The organism is Paenimyroides ceti (assembly GCF_030409925.1).
The window spans coordinates 2666826-2688166 of sequence record NZ_JAUFQU010000001.1; the positions used below are offsets into that span (position 1 = coordinate 2666826).

18 protein-coding genes are annotated in these 21341 nt (G+C 34.8%); 3 read left to right on the forward strand and 15 right to left on the reverse strand.

Features of this window, described 5'->3' with window-relative positions; genetic code table 11:
- Positions 1-63: 63 nt before the first annotated feature.
- The 3 genes from QW060_RS13285 to QW060_RS13295 are packed head-to-tail and all read left to right on the forward strand — an operon-like array spanning position 64 to position 3722.
- Entirely contained in the window at positions 64-966 is a 903-nt protein-coding gene (locus tag QW060_RS13285; protein WP_290363961.1) for a NifU family protein, read from the forward strand.
- Positions 967-1021: 55 nt separating this feature from the next.
- Positions 1022-2995 (forward strand): thioredoxin domain-containing protein, encoded by a 1974-nt coding sequence (locus QW060_RS13290; RefSeq protein WP_290363962.1) that lies wholly within the window; start codon positions 1022-1024, stop codon positions 2993-2995.
- Between the two features lie 43 nt (positions 2996-3038).
- Positions 3039-3722 (forward strand): hypothetical protein, encoded by a 684-nt coding sequence (locus QW060_RS13295; protein WP_290363963.1) that lies wholly within the window; start codon positions 3039-3041, stop codon positions 3720-3722.
- A 6-nt stretch (positions 3723-3728) separates the two neighbouring features.
- Here the strand turns inward: QW060_RS13295 and tsaB are convergent, their stop codons facing one another.
- From tsaB to sov, 15 genes are all read right to left on the reverse strand, one after another.
- Positions 3729-4391 carry a tRNA (adenosine(37)-N6)-threonylcarbamoyltransferase complex dimerization subunit type 1 TsaB gene (tsaB, locus tag QW060_RS13300; protein ID WP_290363964.1) on the reverse strand — a complete coding sequence of 221 codons (663 nt, stop codon included), beginning with the start codon at positions 4389-4391 and terminating at the stop codon, positions 3729-3731.
- Positions 4392-5687 (reverse strand): efflux RND transporter periplasmic adaptor subunit, encoded by a 1296-nt coding sequence (locus QW060_RS13305; RefSeq protein WP_290363965.1) that lies wholly within the window; start codon positions 5685-5687, stop codon positions 4392-4394.
- A 1-nt stretch (position 5688) separates the two neighbouring features.
- Entirely contained in the window at positions 5689-7125 is a 1437-nt protein-coding gene (locus QW060_RS13310; protein ID WP_290363966.1) for a TolC family protein, read from the reverse strand.
- 87 nt (positions 7126-7212) lie between these two features.
- Positions 7213-7443 (reverse strand): hypothetical protein, encoded by a 231-nt coding sequence (locus tag QW060_RS13315; RefSeq protein WP_290363967.1) that lies wholly within the window; start codon positions 7441-7443, stop codon positions 7213-7215.
- Between the two features lie 15 nt (positions 7444-7458).
- Complete coding sequence (locus QW060_RS13320; RefSeq protein ID WP_290363968.1) at positions 7459-8004, reverse strand: DUF420 domain-containing protein; 546 nt, start codon at positions 8002-8004, stop codon at positions 7459-7461.
- Positions 8004-8666 carry an SCO family protein gene (locus QW060_RS13325; protein ID WP_290363969.1) on the reverse strand — a complete coding sequence of 221 codons (663 nt, stop codon included), beginning with the start codon at positions 8664-8666 and terminating at the stop codon, positions 8004-8006. The genes QW060_RS13320 and QW060_RS13325 overlap by 1 nt, the downstream gene beginning before the upstream one ends.
- A gap of 16 nt (positions 8667-8682) precedes the next feature.
- Entirely contained in the window at positions 8683-9345 is a 663-nt protein-coding gene (locus QW060_RS13330) for a hypothetical protein (protein WP_290363970.1), read from the reverse strand.
- 68 nt (positions 9346-9413) lie between these two features.
- Entirely contained in the window at positions 9414-9767 is a 354-nt protein-coding gene (locus QW060_RS13335; protein ID WP_290363971.1) for a cytochrome C oxidase subunit IV family protein, read from the reverse strand.
- Between the two features lie 18 nt (positions 9768-9785).
- On the reverse strand, positions 9786-10769 hold the full coding sequence (locus QW060_RS13340) for a cytochrome c oxidase subunit 3 (RefSeq protein WP_290363972.1): 984 nt from the start codon (positions 10767-10769) through the stop codon (positions 9786-9788).
- A 64-nt stretch (positions 10770-10833) separates the two neighbouring features.
- Positions 10834-11409 carry a cytochrome c oxidase subunit 3 gene (locus QW060_RS13345; RefSeq protein ID WP_290363973.1) on the reverse strand — a complete coding sequence of 192 codons (576 nt, stop codon included), beginning with the start codon at positions 11407-11409 and terminating at the stop codon, positions 10834-10836.
- Between the two features lie 8 nt (positions 11410-11417).
- Entirely contained in the window at positions 11418-12320 is a 903-nt protein-coding gene (gene cyoE, locus QW060_RS13350; protein ID WP_290363974.1) for a heme o synthase, read from the reverse strand.
- Positions 12321-12413: 93 nt separating this feature from the next.
- On the reverse strand, positions 12414-13160 hold the full coding sequence (deoC, locus tag QW060_RS13355) for a deoxyribose-phosphate aldolase (RefSeq protein WP_290363975.1): 747 nt from the start codon (positions 13158-13160) through the stop codon (positions 12414-12416).
- Between the two features lie 25 nt (positions 13161-13185).
- The gene (locus QW060_RS13360; RefSeq protein WP_290363976.1) at positions 13186-13566 is read right to left on the reverse strand and encodes a VanZ family protein; all 381 of its coding nucleotides are present in this window, start codon (positions 13564-13566) and stop codon (positions 13186-13188) included.
- Entirely contained in the window at positions 13559-13939 is a 381-nt protein-coding gene (gcvH, locus tag QW060_RS13365) for a glycine cleavage system protein GcvH (protein WP_290363977.1), read from the reverse strand. The genes QW060_RS13360 and gcvH overlap by 8 nt, the downstream gene beginning before the upstream one ends.
- 58 nt (positions 13940-13997) lie before the next feature.
- Positions 13998-21341 (reverse strand): T9SS outer membrane translocon Sov/SprA, encoded by a 7344-nt coding sequence (sov, locus tag QW060_RS13370; protein WP_290363978.1) that lies wholly within the window; start codon positions 21339-21341, stop codon positions 13998-14000.

A 21341-nucleotide genomic window follows, 5' to 3' on the forward strand; every position in this document is an offset into this window, starting at 1 on the left:
TAAATTCCAAATATAAATAATCAATCGATATTTCTTTGTTAATTTTGAAAAAAAACTAAAAAAATGTTTAATATCATAATAAAAGAGACCCAAAACCCTGCTATACTGAAGTTTGAATTTCCAGATTTTATAAGCTACGGATCTAATTTTGAATATAAAAATATAGACGAAACAAAAAACTCTCCTCTCGCAAAGAAATTATTCTATTTACCCTTTGTAAAAACGGTTTATATTTCAGGAAATTTCGTTGCTATTGAGCGTTTCTCTATTGTGGAATGGTCTGATGTTCAGGAGGAGGTAAAAAATCAGATCGAACAATTTATTCAGGATGGAGGAAAAGTATTGATTGAAACTGAAGAAAGTACTAACAAAAAGATACCGGTAACCGTATATGGTGAATCTACACCTAATCCTGGTGTCCTAAAATTTGTATCTAATAAGCTATTTACAAAAACCTCTATCGAATTTAAAAACATAGATGAAACAGATGCTTCACCACTTGCAAAGGAACTTTTTAAATTACCTTATGTAAAAGAAGTGTTTATTGATGAAAATTATGTTTCGGTAAGCAAATACGAATCGTATGATTGGAATGAAATAACGGTAGAAATACGTAGTTTTATTAAGAATTATATTGAGAATGGCGGTACTGTAATTGATGATTCCAAAATAGTTACTACTACTGCTCATGAGAAAAAACAAGATGAATATTTTGACAAACTGGATGTTACCTCCCAACAGATCATCAATATTCTGGAAGAATATATAAAACCAGCCGTTGCAAGTGACGGAGGAAATATTGCTTTTGAGAATTTTGATGCCGAAAGTAAAAAGGTTAGTGTAACACTTCAAGGAGCATGCAGCGGATGTCCATCATCAACTTTTACCCTTAAAAACGGAATTGAAAACATGCTAAGGCAAATGCTCAATGATAATGAAATTATGGTTGAGGCACACAATGCATAATCAAAAAAGAGCTTTTTAAGCTCTTTTTTATTTCTCGTTATTAATATAGATTATTATGAATGAATTAATAAATGCTAATTCTCCTTATCTGCTTCAACATTCAGAAAATCCTGTTCATTGGAAAATGTGGCGTACAGAGGTATTGGAAGAAGCTAAAAAATCCGATAAATTACTCATTATCAGCATCGGTTATGCTGCCTGTCACTGGTGTCATGTAATGGAAAAAGAATGTTTTGAAAATGATGATGTAGCTTCAGTTATGAATACTGACTATATTTCTATAAAAATAGACAGAGAGGAGCAACCCGAAGTAGATGCTATATACATGAAAGCCTTACAGATTATGACCGGTCAGGGTGGATGGCCATTAAATATAGTTGCTCTTCCGGACGGGAGGCCTGTATGGGGAGCTACTTATGTAAACAAACGACAATGGACAGAAGTGCTTACTCAGCTGCAACAATTATATAAGAGTGATACTGCTAAAATGTATGAATATGCAGACCGACTCCACGAAGGTATGAAAGTATTGGGCAATGTAAATGCTCATGTTGAACCCGACTTATCTTTTAGCATAGAGCAACTGGTTTCAAAATGGCAGAGAAGCTTTGACCTTGAATATGGTGGTTATGCCAGATCTCCAAAATTCATGATGCCAACTAATCTTGATTTTTTGCAAGCTTATGGAACACTCACGAATAATAACGAATTACTAAATCACATAGATACAACACTTACAAGAATGGCATGGGGAGGCTTGTTCGATACTCTACATGGCGGTTTTAGCCGTTATTCAGTAGATGAAAAATGGCATATTCCCCATTTTGAAAAAATGTTATACGACAATGCGCAACTTTTAAAAACATATGCCGATGCCTATAAACGAACAAACTATCCATTATATAAACAAGTACTGCAAAAAACAATTTCCTTTATAACAGATGAATTTCAAGACTCATCAGGTGGTTTTTACAGTGCGTTAGATGCTGACAGCCTTGATAAAAAAAATATTTTAAAAGAAGGAGCTTATTATACGTGGCGAAAAGATGCATTAAAAGATCTTTTAAAAGAAGACTTTGAACTATTTAGTAAGGTTTATAATATTAATGAGTTTGGTCATTGGGAAGATGGTGAATATGTATTAATTCAAAACAAACCTCTAAAAGATCTCGCACAGCATTACAGCATACCAGTAGAAGAACTGGAAATAAAGAAGAGAAAATGGGAACAGAAACTTTTTTCAGAAAGAAAAAAAAGAGCTTATCCCCGCTTAGATGATAAGATTTTAACTTCCTGGAATGCACTATTATTATCAGGAATGATTCATGCAAATTCGGTTTTAAAAAATGAGGCCATAGAAAAAACCATTTTCAAGTTAGAACATTTCATTCATAATGTACTTACAAATGAAAACTTTGAATTAGGGCATGCATATAAAAATAACAAGGTATACATTGATGGACTTATGGAAGATTATGCTTTTGTGATTCAGGCTAATATTGATCTTTATAGCTATTATGGAAAAGAAGAATATCTATTGAATGCAAAAAAGTTTTCAAACATAGCGTTTGATCTTTTTTATGATGAAAGTCAGAACTGCTTCAGAGCACATCAAAAAAATCCTGCTTTAATAATGGATCATTTTGACATAGAAGATAATGTAATTCCAGCTTCTAATTCTATTATGACTAACAATCTGCTCCTATTGAACAGTATAGACTATAATCCTCACTATCACAAATCAGCTCTTAAAATGTTGGAGAATATTATTCATACTATTGACTATGCTTCCGCTTTTTCACATTGGCTACTGGCTTATCTTAAGACAAAAGATACGTTTAAAATGATAACTGTTGGGAGTAATTTGTACAAAAAAAACATGGAGACTTTAAGAAATAAATATTTACCAAATACGTTACTTTTATATAAAGAATTAGAGAATTCACCTAAAATAGAGGTATGTTCAAGTAATAAATGCATCTTGTTGAATGATTTTAACGAATTATTAGACATGATCTCAATTAAATAATATAATTTAGTGAAATAATTTATCTAAAATAAAAACAATTAAAATGAAAAAAACAGTTCTGTCAATTATAGGATTAGCATTATTTTCGATAGTTGACGCCAATGCACAAGTTAATTTACAGGGTGGACAGAGCGGTAATTTGGGCATGCTCACTTTTTCCAGAAAAGATGACTTCAGCAAAGCTAATATCAGCGGAAGCATGTATATCAATGAAAAATACAGCACGGCAAGAGTTAATGGCGGAACCCAAACTTTTATGATCCGATTTAACCCTTATAACAATACAATGGAATACAACAATGACAATCAGGAAGTTGTATTGACAAAAGATAAAAACACATTAGTAGAGTTTCTAAATGGTGCTACATATAAATTATTAACTTATAAAGATAAAAATTCGAGAAGTAAAGAAGATTATATGAAATCTATCTATGATACTCCAGAAGTTGGTTTTTATAAGTTAGAAAAAGTGGATTTAATTCCTGCTAAAGTTCCTACTAACAGTTATGATCAGGCAGCTCCGGCTGAATACAGAAGAGCAAAAGATGAATATTTTATGAAATTAGGAGAAAATACTTTTGTAGCCCCTACTAAATCTAAAGATATCATCAAACTTTTTCCTGGAAAGGAAAAAGAATTAAAAGAGTATTTTAAATCCAATAAAGTAAACTTTACGGATGATGCCGATTTAATTAAATTAGGAAGATATATTACTTCTATTCTATAATACTATTTACTTATTCAGCATAAAATCTTTCAAATAGAAAGGTTCAAAATAGGCGACATCTTCGATGTCGCTTTTTTGATATTTCTCATAGCTAATAGCTGTCATTTCATTCGCTGAAGGAAAAATGATTTCTTCACAATATAAGAACTTAGAAGTATTTAAAATTTCTTTGCATTTAGGAGCTCCATCACCAATTAGGTACATTTTTTTATCGATATGATTAAAAGTGTCTTTGTCAATTATTATTGCTTTGGTTTCAGAAACAGCTTTATAGTCGGCATCATAAAAACGGGCAAATACTTCCATTCTCCGGGCATCAATCATCGGAACAATTAAAGCATCATGCTCTATAACCAATTGACGGGCTATAACCTCTAATGTATCGATAGCTATTAAAGGAATCTCTAAAGCATAACAAAGGCCTTTCGCAGCAGAAACACCTATTCGCAGACCAGTATAAGACCCAGGACCTTTACTTACAGCAACTGCGTTTAATTCTTTTATATCAATAGCATTTTCTTTTAATAAACTTTCTATAAAGACATGCAACTTTTCTGCATGACTGAAGTTTTCTTCTGCAATTTCTTTTATAGCTATTAACTTCCCGCTTTTAGCAAGAGCAACAGAACACTTTTTTGTAGCTGTTTCAATATTTAAAATAAGTGCCATTTATTTTTTATTCTTTTCAGATTTTGTAAAAACCTTGTCTCCCTGTTTTAATTCTTTACTGACTGTAGAGTATGGTCCTGAAATAATTTCATCTCCTTCTTTCAGACCACTGATTATTTCTATATTTTCATCATCCTGAATTCCTGTAGTAACAAAACGAATCTCCGCTACTTCTCCATTCTTCACGAAAACAGCTTCGAATTTTTTATCTGTTTTGTCGCTTTCTTTATTTTTTTCAGCAATTGAATTTTTCTCTTTTTCCTGTTTATTCTTAGTAGCAGCCTCTGACTTACTTTTCATAACAACCGCACTAATAGGCACGGTATAAACATTTTCCTTTTTACTGGAAATGATATCAACAGTAGCGGTCATACCCGGACGAAAAGGAGAATATGTATCTGGTTTTCCCAATAATAAATCTGCGTATGATTCTTTTAATAAACGTACTTTTACTTTAAAATTTGTTACCTGATCGGCTGTTAATTTATCATCCGCAGAATTAGATATAGAAGTTACAATTCCTTTAAACTCTTTTTTCAGATAAGCATCAACCTCAATTATTGCTTCATTTCCTACAGCAATTTTTACAATATCATTTTCATTCACATCAACTTCAACCTCCATGTTATTAAGGTTGGCCACTCGCATCATATCTGTTCCTGCCATTTGCTGAGTTCCCAAAACACGCTCTCCCAATTCAACATCTAATCGCGAAATGGTTCCTGCAACAGGTGCAAAAATTGAGGTTCTGTTCATGTTATCTTTTGCTTCTTTTACAGTCGCTTCTGATGCCTGAACATTATAATAAGCTGAATTCTTAGAAGCTACAGCAACTTCATAAGCAGAAACAATTTTATCCCATTCCGATTTTGAGATGACTCCTTTTTCAAGAAGGACTTTATTTCTGTCATAATTCAGCTTTGCTTCTTTTAATTGTGCATCGGCCTGATTCATACTGGCTTTTGATGTTGATAAAGTAGCTACAGATCTATCGATGCTGGACTGGTAAAGGTCCGGATTTATGCGCACCAATAAATCTCCTTTGCTTACTACCTGCCCTTCTACTACTCTCAATTCAATAATTTCTCCTGAAACTTCTGAAGATATTTTCACTTCCACTTCAGGTTGAATTTTTCCGGTTGCAGAAACTTTTTCAACAATTGTATTCTTTGTCAATTTTGTTGTTTCAATTTCTATTCCTTCTTGTTTTTTACCCATTTTTTGAATAAAAAAAACAATGGCTAACAATGCAACTACAATTATGGATAGAATGATATAAAGTTTTTTTCTTTTCATTTTATTCTGCTTTAAAAATAGGTAATCCGAAATAATATTCCAGTATTTTAGTTTTGAAAATATAATCGTATTTGGTTCTTAATACTTCTGACTGTGCGGCAATAAAAAGATTTTGATTTTGATTTAAATCAAAAATGTTAATCAATCCTACCTCATATCTCTGTCTTGCATACTCAAGAGATTGTTGTCTTGCTCTAAAAGCTTTCTTAGCTGCTTCATGCGTTTCTAATGCACCTTTGGTATCTGTATAGGCCGTAAACACTTTTTGTTCTAACTGCAATGTTGATTCCTCTAAATTCAATTTTGCGGTTTCATAAGCAATTTTACTTTTCTGAACATTATTTCTTGTAGTAAAACCGTTGAATACCGGAATAGACAAACCGATACCAAAATTGTGTCCTTTATTCATATCGAACTGATTCCATAAAGACTCCGGCGATCCCCATATACTTGTAAAATTTGGAGTAACCACTTTTTGGTTTGTTCCTTCTACAAATCCTATTTCTTTCGTAGGTTCTGCTGCATTCAATTCGTAACCTTTCACTACCTGTGCATAGGCTGCACGGGTTGCAAAACTATAAAAACCTCTTATCGTAGGATAGTAAGCTGCTTTAGCAATAGCAATGTCTTTTTCAGCAAGATTAACCTGAGTTTCTAATATCTTATAATCTAATAATACATCTTTAGAATTATCTATAAATGTTTGTGGATTTTCTAACAGAAGCATTGAATTAGCGGTATCAAATGTTTCATCAGCCACATCGAAGTTATTATAATCTTCAATTTGTAATATCTGAGCTAAATTGAGTTTCGCTATTTTAAGATTATTGTCAGCAAGGATTACATTCTGATTGGTTGTTGCCACTGTAGCCTGTATATCCAACAAATCTCCTGCAGGAACAGATCCCGCATCAACTAACGCCTGTATACGCTCTTCCTGTTGTAAATCATAGATCAATTGCGCCTTATTTACTTTTAAGTATTCTTTATTAAAAATAACCTGGAGATAGGCATTTACCACATTAAGTGAAATATCATCAGTTATCTTTTCTGACTGATAACGCGCTGCTAAAACAGCCAGATCTGCTCTGCGTAATCTGTTTAGATTCTGACCTCCTTTGAAAATATCCAACCCTACGTCCAATCCGGCAGAAGTAAACTGAGTAGTTTGGTTTTGCAAAAGTCCGGTTGTAATATTTTGATTCAAACCTATTGTCCAAGAATGTGACCCGGAAGCATTTACTGTTGGCATAAAAGCTCCCTTAGCTCCTGTTTTATCAACAACCGCCAATTTCTCATCAAGCTCAGCTTTTTTGATAGAAATATTATGTTCTCTCGCATATTGAACACATGCTTCCAATGTCCAATGACTGTTCTGAGAAAATCCTTTTATTCCTAACAGGCAAAAGCTGGTAATTATAAAAAACTTCACATTCATGTTTAATGTTATTTACAAATAAGTAGCTAAGACAGGTATTATGTTACACTGTTCCATAAAAAAAACCGCAAAAGCGGTTTAAATTTTTTAAGCAATTGCTTTTTTCTTTTTATATATCCGATATACAGCCCATCCTACAACAATCAACAACAGATACGGAAAAGCCATCAAATACACAATTCCATCATTTATTGCTGCTGCAGGCACTCCCGACTCTTCAGATTCCAAAACAGCTCTGCACATTGCACATTGAGCACTTGTCGAATTTGCAATTAACAGCAAAGATACTACTAAAAGGTATTTAGAATATTTTACCATTTCTCTGTATATTAATTAATAGTTATAGTAAGGAGAAATCATACAGTATACCACTACTCCTGTTACCGCTACATACAACCATAACGGATATGCGTAACGAGCAATTTTTTTATGTAATTCATATTTCCCTAAAATACCTCTTACATACGTAACCAATACGATAGGAATGATAATAACTGACAGAACAATATGTGTTATTAAAATGAAATAATATACATAAGCAATGATTCCTTCACCACCAAATTTGGTAGAATCAGCCGTCATGTGATACGCTACATACATGGCTAAAAATAAGCACGAACATACTACAGCTGTTTTCATCAGCATCTCATGCAGTTTTCTGTTACCGTTTTTTACAGCTATTACAGCACTGATCAACAACAGAGCAGTGATACCATTAATAGTCGCATAAATTGGTGGTAAAAAGGACAGAGGTTCTACATCAATACCAAAATCTTTAAGCTTCACTCCAAAGAGAATTGCAACAACTAAAGGAATTGCAATTGATAAAACTTTGATCCAAAAGTTATATTTTTTTTCTAAAGTCTGATTATATTCCATTATTCCGCTAATAATTTTTTAATATCTTCTTTTATCATTTCAACACCGGCTTCTTCAGTACCATCATAGTAAATTACAGGATTACCGGATTCGTCAAGTCTTGAACGTATTTTTCCATTTTTATCTATGATTGCAAACAAGCCTGAATGTTCGAAACCGCCCGGAGCATCATCATTTTTTCCCACATACATATTGAATTTTTTAGCCACACTGAAAATATCATCCTGATTTCCCGTAAGAAAATTCCAGTTTTTACTTACAGCACCAATTTCTGCCGCATGTTCTTTTAACACTTCCGGAGTATCCGTTACAGAATCAATAGTAAAGGATGCTATTCCGAAGTTGTTTTCGAATTTAAATTCATTTTGAATCTTAACCATATTTTCATTCATAATCGGACAAATTGTAGGGCATGAAGTAAAGAAGAACTCTACTAAATATACTTTTCCTTTATAAAAATCCTGATTTATGGTGTCCCGGTTTTGATTGATAAACTCAAACGAAGGCACTTTTGCAATCTCAATAAGAGCATTATTGGTTTTATTTAAGCGATCGGCTTCTACTACTGCCCCATCCTTGAACCTATTTACAATCTTAGGGATAAAATAGATTCCGAAAACCAATATGATAAACGAGATCCAGATATAAGATTTATTTTTCATGTTTTATAATATTGTATTAATTAGCTGCATTTTCTATTTTATAATTTTTCTTGAGAGCAAAACGATATTCCGCCAGTATTACTTTTACATCGTCTTCCATTTCGTTATGCAAATCAGCAGGAGAAATGGTATAATACCCTTCTTTATACTCTTCGTCGCCTTTTTTGTTCTTTCCTTTTCTGCCTCGTAAATTAAGCTCTTTATCTATCAGATAAGCATAAGGTGTACCTGTATTCGCGTTTAAACTCCCTTTTAACTGAAGTTTATTATAGTATTCTTTAATATCTTCTTTATCTGCAAAAACAAAAAACCAACTTGACAAATCAGCATCTCGACTAAGTGTTTTTATAAGTTCAGCTACTTCCGCCTCATTTCCGTGAGGAACAACATAAACGACCTGAAAGTCAGCATATTTTTTATTTTTGGTATAGATTTCATGGCACAGATTTGCAATATTTACTTTTGCTTCTCTGGTAAGATCTCCTGAAAATCCAAGTACAGTAATCTTATCTTTTAATTGGATATTATGATTTGCTGATGTTGTCCATGCAGAAGAGATTTCGGGAACATTTTTTGTCAAAGTGGGTAATTTCACAAACGAATTAACGCCGGAGGCAAAGAATAGATACACCATAATAGGAACTACAAACAGTGCAATAAAAAGTAGTGTTTTTTTCATTAGAAAAAATTTTTACAAAAATAAAAAAAGGCGGTTGAATAACCGCCTTTTTAACTCTTATTTATATATTAAAATATCCATCTGTAGCTTGAATTATGGAATACATCATATATGTAATCTCCTTCAATCAGAATCAACGCTGCCATATATAACATTAAGAAAATCATTGTACCAACAATTGACCATCTAAAGTTTGCTTTTTCACCTTCTAAGTGCATAAATGCCCACATAATGTAATATGCTTTCCATATAGTCAACAAGATAAAAATCCAGTTTAAAAGACTTAAATGTAAGAAAGTCGGATGAAATAAAAAGTCAGGTTTAAAAATTCCCAATACAACTTCAACAATTGTAATCAAGGAGAGTATAACGAAAACGGTCCAAATTCTTTTTACGTTTGACCCATGTGTATCTGCTGCCATTTTTTAAACTTTTAAATATTAAACTAAATAGAAGAATGTGAATACAAACACCCATACCAAATCGACAAAGTGCCAGTACAATCCAACTTTTTCAACCATCTCATAACTCCCTCTTCTTTCATAAGTTCCCATAAGAACATTAAAGAAAATAATGATATTTAATAGAATCCCTACTGAAACGTGAAATCCGTGGAAACCGGTAATGAAGAAGAACAAATCTGCAAATACTTTATGACCAAACTCGTTTCTTACCAGATTAGCTCCTTCTACCACATATTTAAAATCATCAATACGTGCTAAAGATTCTTCTCTTGACAAAATTTGTTTATGATGTCTTTTTACATCAAACTGAGTACGGATTTGTATTTCAGGATGTTTTTCAAGTCCTTTTTTAACCTGCTCTAATGAATATTTTGTTGGTGTAGAATTACCTAAGAACCAGGAACCGCTACTTCTTGTCAATTTTTCATCCTGACGCGCAACTGAAGTATCAGCAAAGTCAGCCAAAGCTACCTGCTTTCCGTCTTTACCTACAAACTGAAGAATCTCTCCTCCTTTTGTTTCAACTGCACCATAAGTACCTGTGATAAAGTTTTTCCATTCCCATGCCTGACATCCAACGAATACCATACCACCGATAATGGTTAAAAACATATATACAGCTACTTTATTTTTTTTCATCTGATGACCTGCATCTACAGCCAAAACCATAGTAACAGAAGAAAAAATCAAAATAAAGGTCATCAATGCCACATAATACATTGGTGCGTTAACACCATGTAAAAATGGAAAGTGATTGAATACCTCATCTGCAATTGGCCAAGAATCGATGAATTTAAATCTTGTCATACCATAGGCTACAAGAAATCCACAAAATGTCAAAGAATCTGATAGTATGAAATACCACATCATCATTTTCCCATAACTTGCACCAAACGGTGATTTGTCACCACCACCCCAGACTTTCTCTTTAGTCGTCGATGTAATAACTGTCGCTCCCATAAAAATTTTAAGTTAAAAAGTTCCCAAATTTACACCTTTTTTCTTTTCAAGAAAAGCAAAAAGGTTATTTGTAAAATGTAAAAAATAAAAATAAGTAAATCCAAAGAAAGTCGAGAAAGTGCCAGTACATCGCACCTAATTCAATTCCAAGACTTTGAGAAGAATTATACTTTTGTTTATAATGATTATAAATTATAATCAACAATGAAATCAAGCCACCTGCAAGATGGGCTATATGCACTAAAACTACAACGTATAAAAATGAAGTTGTGATAGTACTTTCACTACCCGTAAAATAATAACCTGCCTGAATTACCTGATCAAAACCATAAAACTGAAGCATTACAAAAGCTACTCCAAGTAATAAGGTAAGAAACAGAAACAGACTCGTTTTGGAACGGTTGTCTTTTTTGATAGCTGTTTTTGCCAAATGAAAGGTAACACTACTAACAACAATGGTTATTGTGCTCCATAGAAATGCCTGAGGCAAAACAAAATCTTTCAACCAGTCTGGTCTTGATTTACTGATAACATAAGCACTGGTAAGTCCAGCAAAGATCATTACTATACTTGCCATACCAAAAATCAGCATGGTTTTATAGGCTTTATCTTTTTTCTCTCTTTCTTTTACTAAATCCATGTAATTAACTATCTCAAAAATTTATCCAATATATATATAATCTGTATAAGCGAAATATAACTTACACTAACCAGCATTAATGATCGAGCTGCTTTTGCTGTTCTAGTTTTATAAAGCTGAATTGCCGCCCATAGCATCCACATACCGCATATAAATACTATTACAGCTGAAACGGGACTTAAGTAAAGTCTTCCTGTAAGCCCCAAAACTGGAAAAACAGAAACAATAGTCAGCCAGATGGTATATAAAATGGTCTGTAAGGCCGTTTTAGTATCTTTTCTTCCTGTTGGCAACATAGAGAAGCCGGCTTTTTTGTAATCATCAAACAAAAACCACCCAATTGCCCAAAAATGAGGGAATTGCCAAAAAAACTGGATTAAAAATAAGGTTCCCGCCTCGATACCAAATTCATTGGTTTGCGCCACCCATCCCAACATAAAGGGAATTGCTCCCGGAAAAGCCCCTACAAATACAGATAAGGGCGTTTTTAATTTCAAAGGGGTATAAACGCTTGTATATAAAAAGATGGAAATAGCACCGAACATTGCTGTCTTTGGACTTACTATATACAAAATTGTGAGTCCGATAACGGTCAGGAAAGTAGCCAGAATAAAAGCTGTTTTTGGCGCTACTCTGCCCGATGCAATAGGCCGGTTTTTAGTACGGTCCATTTTGGCATCAAAATCTTTTTCTATGATCTGATTATAGGTATTGGATGCTCCAACCATACAGTAACCGCCAATAGCCAGCATTACCAATACAGAAAAATCAATATCACTCCAATCGTTTACTGCTAAAATATACCCGGCAATGGTAGAAAAAACAACACTGATTGCCAGACCAGATTTGGTAAGTTGTTTAAATTCACTAAAAACAGAAAATGTTTTATTGTTTTGTTTTATTGTCTCCAAAATGTTACAATTTGGTAAGAATACTCGATTTGCAAATATACTTTAAAAAAGTAGATTAATAATTCTTTACAAAAAACTATTTGTTAAACTTCTTTAATAATCATTTTCTGCAATTTTTTGATTCAGAATAGCTTTCTGAGATGATGTACCAATTCTTTTTACTCCTAATGCAATCATTTTCAAAGCATCTTCGTAATTCTTTATGCCTCCAGAAGCTTTGACCTGTAACGGAGTCGCATTTTCGAGCATCAAAACAACTGAAGCTATTGTAGCTCCGTTGGGCACTCCATCAGCCGTTTTATAAAATCCCGTAGATGATTTCACAAATACACGCTGATATACATCTTCTTCAAAATTACTAACAATACAATTCTTTATCAGTGCTGTAAGCTGTACAATCTGTTGCACATTTAAGGCTGCGGTTTCAATAATCCATTTAATGGTTTTTCCCTGCTCCAATACCATTTCCGATAAGTCAACGACTTCTTCTTTAACCTTTTTAGTTTCTCCCCGTAAAAAGGCTTTGTAATCAATCACGAAATCTAATTCATCAGCTCCATCTTCAATAGCTTTTGTCGCTTCCACACGCTTTTTTTCCATACCGCCGTCTCCATCCGGAAAGTCTATTACTGTGCCCACAAGAACTTTAGAGACTGAAGCAGATATCTGTTTTCTTGCTGTACTTACATATTCCAACGGAATCATTACCAGTTTATACTTTTCCAGTATAGATTCTTCGATGAGAGAAAGCACTTCCTTTTCTACTTCTTTGGCACTAAGATCAGAATTAGCAGTTGTCTTTAAAAAAGTAGCATCGATATATTTACTAAGATTTGTCATTTTTTGTGGTATAAAAAAACCTCACTTATAAAGGTGAGGTTTTGTTTTTATTTTTAAACAATGCCGTCAGCAAGATACCGCAGACTACTCCGAATGTATTTGCCAGAACATCTAATAATTCTGCTGAACGGGTGGTTGTAAAATAGTCTTGTAAACATTCAATAAGAATACCAAATGCAACGCAAAACAAAAAGACCCCAACAGCTTTTTTTAGAAATTGCTGATTTGAATTAATGCTCCATAAACACAAAATGGCAAATATGGAATATAAAACAAAATGAACCATTTTATCCAAATGCGGAATGTTTATTTTATTTACCTGAGGTACCTCATTAAAATTCATTAAGCAAACCACGGATATAAATACAGCCCAAAAGACAGCAACACCTATTTTTTTATCAGGCACCGATTAGTTCTTTGTATTGCTCGCTGGTCATTAAACCTTCAATCTGAGCAGCATCAGCCATTTTTACCTTTACCATCCAACCAGCACCATAAGCATCTGAGTTTACCAATTCAGGTTGTGATTCTAACTCTTCATTGAATTCAATAATTTCACCTGATACAGGCAAAAATAAATCAGAAACAGTTTTTACGGCTTCAACAGTACCAAATACTTCATCCTGATCAAGAGTCTGATCCAATGTATCTACTTCAACATAAACGATGTCTCCCAATTCTTTCTGAGCAAAATCTGTGATTCCTACAGTTGCAACGTCTCCGTCAACACTTACCCATTCGTGATCTTTAGTGTACTTTAAATTAGCTGGTATATTCATTTTTAATTTGTTTTTAGCAAATGTATAACTTTATTGATGATTCTAAAATAATTGGGCTTTAATTTCCGAAATTATAGCGTAACGTAAATCCTGATCGGACAGTGGTAATCGGATACATGGTAGAAATAACGGCTTTTGAAAAACTATGTTCGTAATAAAAAATACCCATAAAATTCTTACTGAAAGTATAATCAGCCTTTAAACCGAAAGACCATATATCCTGACCTGCTCCGATCTGATTATTATTATAATCCAGATAACGGATGAGTGTATTGTTTTTTCTCCAGCTAAAATCAGCTTTTACATTGATGTCACTCACGATTCTACCTCCTGCAACACCTTCAAAATCGGTTTCAAAAGCGACATCTTTTATACGGAATCCCACACCGAAAATATATTCGTTACCCGTCACTTCTGTCAACAGGTTATTATCAAAACTCATGGAAAGCGCACGGTCTTTTTTGACCTCTCCTCTGATGCTCATCGCATTTTTCATTTCAAACTCTACACGGATAAGCGGATTGAATTGCTCAATCATATTTATATTACTTGCTACAATATCAGATACGTAATCACCTGCCGCATTCAATCCATCCGGATTCTGATAATAATCATAGTTCGTCTGAAATGCATTTACCGTATAGGAAGAACGGTACATATGGTTTATTGAAAATTTATTGAAACGTTCTTTGAACCAACCTATCTTCATTAAACCTGTATATTTTAGTGACCAACCCGGAAGCGGAATCTTTCTCATGAATCCTTTTGACACAGATCCGGCATCACCACCTGTATAAGCTGCCAGAAAAGCCGGAATCAAAACCTGCTGACTGGTTCTTCCGTATCCTTTCGGATAACCGTACTGATCCAGATTAGAAGGGTCGTTGATGTCTATTCCACGTTCAGTTGCCAGACGATTTGCAATAACGAGCCTATTCTCTCTGAAAGCATCAAATGCCGCTGAACCGTTGATATCACTTGTGCCAAAAGCTGTATTTATCATAATGGTTGATATAGAAAAATTTCCATATTCATAAGGGGAACGTGAGTTATACATTCCATCAGCTGATACATCAAACTGTTCAGACATATTATTGGAATATTGTCTGTTTGCGCTCAACTCTATAACCAAATCGGTAATAGGACGCAGTTCTGCAGAAAAATCTAAATTCTGTGTCTTGACTCTGCTGAATTGCTGGTTGTATTCCGGGTAGTTGGTAAGCCAGCCGTTTCTTGCTGCTTCATAACGGATATCAGCCTGACTTCCGAATACAAACCCCAAAGTAGGCTTTGAAGATCCAAAAAAACCTAAGCCCGGCAAATACCCCGGAAGAACCGTACCATTAGTTTCATTATAGTTTATTCTAACCGTTTTTAACGAAGTCGCTACTCCAATTAAAGCATCGGTAAACGCATGATCTTTTTCATCTTCTTTTTTATTGGCTGCATTTTCTTTATTGCGTTCAATACGCTGCCCCGGTTGCGGCTTTTCTACCGGTTTTTTATTTTTATCTGTTGTCTTTTTTCGCTGGCTACTCGGTACCAATCCTACATATTTGTAGAACTTATCCATTGAAAAACTCGTGTTTAAACGATGGGTATTCGCATTCTGTACGGTATTTCCTAATGCATAATTCTGACCTTCATAATCAATGGAAGAAAAAGCATCTGAAGAACGCTGCCAACTGTAATCTCCGGTATAAGAATAGGTAGAGTTTACAAAAGATAAAAATGGTATTTTATCAAACGGTAACTGATAATTCAATGAAAATTGCTGTGTGCGTGTATTTGCTTCACCCGGATCAAAATATCCGTCCCAGATACCCATACTGTTATCTACTCTGTTGAAATTATCAATATAATTTCTCACAATATTGTTATTGGATACGGAATAGGTAATGTTTAATTTTTTTGTAAGATTAAAATTAGCTCCGTAATTATAATTGAAGAAGTAGTTTCTTCTGTACAGCGGACTGATCTCTATTCCCTGAACATCCATTAAACGGAATTGCTGCTGGTTGAGCTGGCGCAAAATATTGGTATTGAACATAACGTTTGTTGGCATTATATTCAGATTAATATCGCTGATCAGCTTAAGATAGCTGTTCTTTTTGAATTTTTCTGCTTTTTTAAAGGGTTCTATTGACCATGGTTTAAAGCTGTAATTATAATCTACAGAAGAGCGTGCCTGTTGATCTTCCATATTTTCTATCTCAAAATTATGCTGAACAACTCTGTTATAGGAGTGGGAAAACGTAAGGTTTTCTACATCATAAAAACGCTCTTTTTGTCCCTCACTTCGTTGTTTTTTTACACCGATAAAGTTGATACTTGTCCGTTTGGTGTAATCAATTGCACGGCTTTTGATCGCTTTTTTCTCCGATTCTGAATTTGCATAATCCATAGCCACTTTCAGTTTTACATCCGGGTTGTTCGGATCATATTCCGGCGTAATTGTTTCTTCAGATATGGAGTAACTTATCGGAATGGTTAGGTTCCATTTTTTAGGAAGCAACTGATTTGCATTAACTGCTGTAGAGACATTGTATTGAAAAATATCTTCTCTGCTTCTTTCCTGCGGTCCCTGTTCTAAAGCTCCGAATCCAATTGTTGATTTGTTTCCCGTAACAGATAGGTTGGCAAAGTCGGCTATTTTGGTATCCAAAGCCGCAACAGCTGCCCAACCGCCTTTGTTGCTCATATCTGAAACACGCAATTCATTGAACCACACTTCTCCCCTAAGATCTCTTGGACGCTGGCTCGTAGAAGCATATAATACATCGGTCTGGTTACGAATACCAAGCATGATGGTACGCACCATTCCAAAATTTGGATTTCCTTTAATTCCTAAACGCAGTTTATTAATTTTTCCTGCAAGAGCCGGATCAATTTCATCTTCATTTTTAAAGTAGATGAGATTCGGATTAAAAGCAGGATCGCTATTTTTACTTAACTTTAGTTTTGTCAATAAGTCTAAAGATAATTCTATTTCGTTTTGTATTTTCCACACTTGTTCTGCAGTTCTCTCATCCCATTCTGTTAATTTTAGCGGAATCTCTACCTGATAGAAGTTTTGTGTAAAATCGTTACCAAATCGAATAAAGGCAACGAGTTCATCATCCCGCAATCGTTCTGAATCTCCCTGAGGCTCTAATGCTTCAGCATGTAAAAACATACGAAGTTTTTTGTATTGCCTCATATCAACACTTACATTTTTAAATACAGCTCTTGAATCTCCAGGCTCTAATCCTGATGGAGCTGCAATGCTTGAGTTTTGTTTATAAACAGTTAATGATAAGGACTGCTCATTCTGATTGATAATGGTATTATTCTGATTGACACGCTCTCGTTCTATACCCGGTGGCATAATATACGGAATTGGCTCTCTTGAGAAATTATCTATGATATTTAAGGTACGTACATCAAAACCTGTATTTGTTCCAGCGATAATAACAGAAGGATCTTCAACCAGTGTCTTTTCATATTTTCTCCATTCACTTCTTACAAGATCTAAAGTTGCCAGACGCAGTGTTACTTCTTCTGTAAAACCTGTCAGGAAAATACGCATAAAACGAACGGATTGTAAATCGGAAATTGCTCCGATGGCATTGGCCGGATTTGGTGTAATCGGAACTTTATATTGTACCCATTTTACAGGTGTTGTTTCACCGTTTTGCATGGTTGCAGTAGTCGTACGAACATCTACAACATAATTTTCACCAATGATCGGATTTGGTTTTACCGGAACCTTGTATTGAAAATATGCGTTAATGGTATTCATAGTATTGTCGCCATCAATATCTTCTACATCCGGTAAATTTCTTGAAGCACGGTTGCTGTCAGAAAATTCCACAGGTGTATTTCCCTGTAATCCATTATAATTTTTATAGCGTTCTACAACGTTCCCGGAAGCTGTAAGGAAAAATTCATAGTTATCAGCTGCCGGATCTTGTAAGTAAGCAAAATCAGGGAATTTTGCAGCTTCTTCTTCATCCAGAATACCGTCCAAACCGGCATCCTGATAGATACGATTGTTAGCATTATTATCAAATGCATAGATAAGAGCTGTTGAAGCGGGTACTTTTCCCCAAATAGTGCTTATGGTAGGTCCGTTTCCATCTGCTCCCGGCAAACCGTTTTCATACTGTTTCATACCATCCTGAAGAATATCTTCTGATATATATCCAAAATTCAGATAGACTTCTCCCTGATTACTCGGGTTAAAAGTATCTCCCGGATTTCCTGTATACGGATCCATCATCCAGAATTCAACATACTCTACGTTAGATTGTTCAAAATTCGTTGATTGTATAGACCTCATAATACCTGCCCAGTTGTTTTGCGGATTAGGCAGTTCATTTGTCGCTACAAACTGAGGGTTGTAATTATACGGACCTCGCTCTTTTGGATAGTACGTAAGATCTAAAGTATTCAACGTAAGTAATTCACCCGCAGCGATATCCATTGAAGGAAATAATTCTTCTTTATAGATACGACGTGTACGGTTTGATGACAAATCGGATTCATTGATTCCATTTGGTCTTCTGGATGGCGAGTAAAATACCTGATCAATTTTATACCATGAAAGTTTCGCCCGTCTGTAACCGGAACTGACATCTGTATTCATTTCTCCATAACCAACCGGTACACTGGAAAGAAACCATGAATTTGGTGCAGAAATATCCATATTGGTACTGGTACCTTCAAAATCGTCTATGTAAGAAGTAGCTTCTCCATTGAGTTGATCAATTTTAGAAGCTCCCGGCATAAGATAAGCAAACTCACCTTTAAAACTGATGGTTGAAGGAACATCGGTATCTATATTAGGCAGTTTGTTTACTAAACGCGTAAGAAACGGCGCTTCTGAACTGAAATTGGCATTTAAACCTACAATGGTATTGTTAACCGATTCATCATTAAAGTTAGACTTTACCGTCATAGGTCTTTCCGACAATCTTAAATAGGTACCTCCTAATACAAAGTTTTCACTGAATTTGTGCTCTATATGAGTTCCAAAGAATGTACGCTGTTTTTGAGCAAAATTATTATTGCTTTCTACAGACACTTCAATCTGAGCATTTGATGCAGCCAATCCCGGATCAAGTATATTGACTCTTCCGCGCTGATAATCGACTGTATAATCCTGTCCTTCTACTAATGTTCTTCCACTTGTAGTTACCACTACAGAGCCTGGTTGCAGATTGAAACCCGGAATTGGAATACCATCTCCTCCTTCACTCTTAAAACGCCCTTTTAATTGAAATTTATTTTTGTCACTTTCCTGTAATGCCCGCGCATAGGTACTACGGTACATGGTTTTGAATACGTATTTTTTTTGGTTTTCGTTGTAAGAAGCATCTATTTCATAGTTCTGACTCGGATTATCCGATAATTTTTTAAACAGGTGCTCCCCGAAAGGCTCAACAGTAGTAAATATAATTCTACCTGTCTGAGCATCAACTGTAATACCCGTCAGTTTATTATTGCTTTGCATTCCCTGATTGGAATTATTATTTCCAAAACCACCACCGCCTGTTTGGGACTGATTGCCAGATTGAAAAGGATCTGTATTCAATGCTGATGACACAAAGTCAAAATATCCGTCTCCGCCTTCCTGTGGATCATTCGTATTATTCAAACGGTCCAGGTTGAATACATTTAAAAGTGGTGTATTGGCTACTCCTGCCGGTAATGTTGTTCCGGCAACCGGCTGTATGTAATTTAAAGGTTGTGGATCGGTATAAAGTATATTGAATCTAAAACCATCCTGCGCTAATTGATAAGCCCCTGGTAACTGATAGATGTTTTTCATCATCAAGTCCCAGACCGGTTCTTCAGTAGAAGTCAAGGAACTCTTCAAAAGCTTTACAATCAAACTCTGTGTTGTTGGTATTTCATTATCATCAGCGTCATTTCCTATGACCGTTGAATCTACTCCATCCGTACCAAATTCTCCCACCCGGTATACCTGATCACCAATCGTATATTCATAAGCAACAGCTACAATTTCATCATTATTCATCGGCTGGTTTAATGAGATATATCCTAACTGAGGATGAAACTTAAACTCCTGTTCAGTCAGTTTTCTTGCATTTTCCAATTTTACAAAATCCCTTCCTTCCGTAACCGGAATATTAAACCCGCCTAAAGCAGTATTGATCTGTCTTATGGTATTGTTTAAAAAATTGGAACCTATCTGTCCAGGATCAAACTTATTATTTTTGTTACTGGTAGGAGCATCTATAGGAGTAGTGAGAACGAAATCAGGAAACGCACCTAAATCGATACCGATAATTTGTTCTGCCGGAACATTACTTAAACGGGCTTCTCCCAAATCCTGAATTGCCACAATATTTCTTGTATTGTTATCTCTTTGCGCAACCCTGTTTTGACGGTTGGTAATCCAGACTTCTACACGGGTAATGCGCACACGGCTATCAATATATGGATAGTTTCTTAACGCATTGTCATATTTATTTCTAAAATACTGGGAAAGAAAAAAGTGTCTGTTGGCATCATAATCCAACGCGAATAATTCAAAATTCTGAACGGTACCACCGCCTTCTGAAACAATGGTTTTTCTTTCTGAATTTTGTTTGGAAAAAACGCCTGTAATTGTTGTTGCTCCAAATTGAAGCTGCGTTTTTACACCAAAAAGATTTTGTGCACCACGAATCAATGAGTTATTGATAGGCATACTTACATTACCTACTTCAATAGCTTGTAGAATATCATCTTCATCAGGCTGATAATTCAATTTTATCATTTGCTGCTGAAAACCAAAAGTTGCCTGTGTATCATAATTGATATTCACATCCATATTGGTTCCTACCTTTCCCTGCATACTCATGCTGATCCGTGGATTAAAATCCATAGCCAAAGTAGAACGGTTTCTTGGAGAAATCATAGGATTATCCTGTTTGGTATAGCGCATACCTAAGTCAACTTCAACAGAACCTGTAGGTTTAATATCAATCGTATTACTACCAAAAATGGACTTGAATAAACCTGAATTAACCCGGTATCGCGGCAGCAAATCTTTCTGTTCTTCTTCACTCGCCCGACCATCAACAGCACTCATTTTTGCCCGATAATAATCACGCATATTCCTTTTGAGTAATAAATCTTCATATTGCTCACGGTTTAAAACTAAAGGAAACTCAATATCAAACCCTTCAATTGATTTTGTGTATACGTAGGTATCGGTTACAGCATCATACTCGTAACCAGCAATAATTGCATCTATATCCTTAAGCTCTATCTTTCCTTTAAAAACATTATTTAAAGTATCCTGTACCTGCTCATTTTCATCTATCTGACCAAAAGCTAATGGCGCAATAAACAGACATAGTATTGCTAAAACATATTTATTTAAAAAATTAAATATACGATATACGTTCAA

Coding starts and splice junctions, on each gene's coding strand:
- QW060_RS13315 (WP_290363967.1), bottom strand. CDS start 7,443: ATGGTAAAATATTCTAAATACCTTTTAGTAGTATCTTTGCTGTTAATT.
- QW060_RS13325 (WP_290363969.1), bottom strand. CDS start 8,666: ATGAAAAATAAATCTTATATCTGGATCTCGTTTATCATATTGGTTTTC.
- QW060_RS13305 (WP_290363965.1), bottom strand. CDS start 5,687: ATGAAAAGAAAAAAACTTTATATCATTCTATCCATAATTGTAGTTGCA.
- QW060_RS13310 (WP_290363966.1), bottom strand. CDS start 7,125: ATGAATGTGAAGTTTTTTATAATTACCAGCTTTTGCCTGTTAGGAATA.
- deoC (WP_290363975.1), bottom strand. CDS start 13,160: ATGACAAATCTTAGTAAATATATCGATGCTACTTTTTTAAAGACAACT.
- QW060_RS13340 (WP_290363972.1), bottom strand. CDS start 10,769: ATGGGAGCGACAGTTATTACATCGACGACTAAAGAGAAAGTCTGGGGT.
- QW060_RS13295 (WP_290363963.1), top strand. CDS start 3,039: ATGAAAAAAACAGTTCTGTCAATTATAGGATTAGCATTATTTTCGATA.
- QW060_RS13330 (WP_290363970.1), bottom strand. CDS start 9,345: ATGAAAAAAACACTACTTTTTATTGCACTGTTTGTAGTTCCTATTATG.
- QW060_RS13290 (WP_290363962.1), top strand. CDS start 1,022: ATGAATGAATTAATAAATGCTAATTCTCCTTATCTGCTTCAACATTCA.
- QW060_RS13320 (WP_290363968.1), bottom strand. CDS start 8,004: ATGGAATATAATCAGACTTTAGAAAAAAAATATAACTTTTGGATCAAA.
- QW060_RS13285 (WP_290363961.1), top strand. CDS start 64: ATGTTTAATATCATAATAAAAGAGACCCAAAACCCTGCTATACTGAAG.
- tsaB (WP_290363964.1), bottom strand. CDS start 4,391: ATGGCACTTATTTTAAATATTGAAACAGCTACAAAAAAGTGTTCTGTT.
- gcvH (WP_290363977.1), bottom strand. CDS start 13,939: ATGAATATACCAGCTAATTTAAAGTACACTAAAGATCACGAATGGGTA.
- QW060_RS13345 (WP_290363973.1), bottom strand. CDS start 11,409: ATGGATTTAGTAAAAGAAAGAGAGAAAAAAGATAAAGCCTATAAAACC.
- QW060_RS13335 (WP_290363971.1), bottom strand. CDS start 9,767: ATGGCAGCAGATACACATGGGTCAAACGTAAAAAGAATTTGGACCGTT.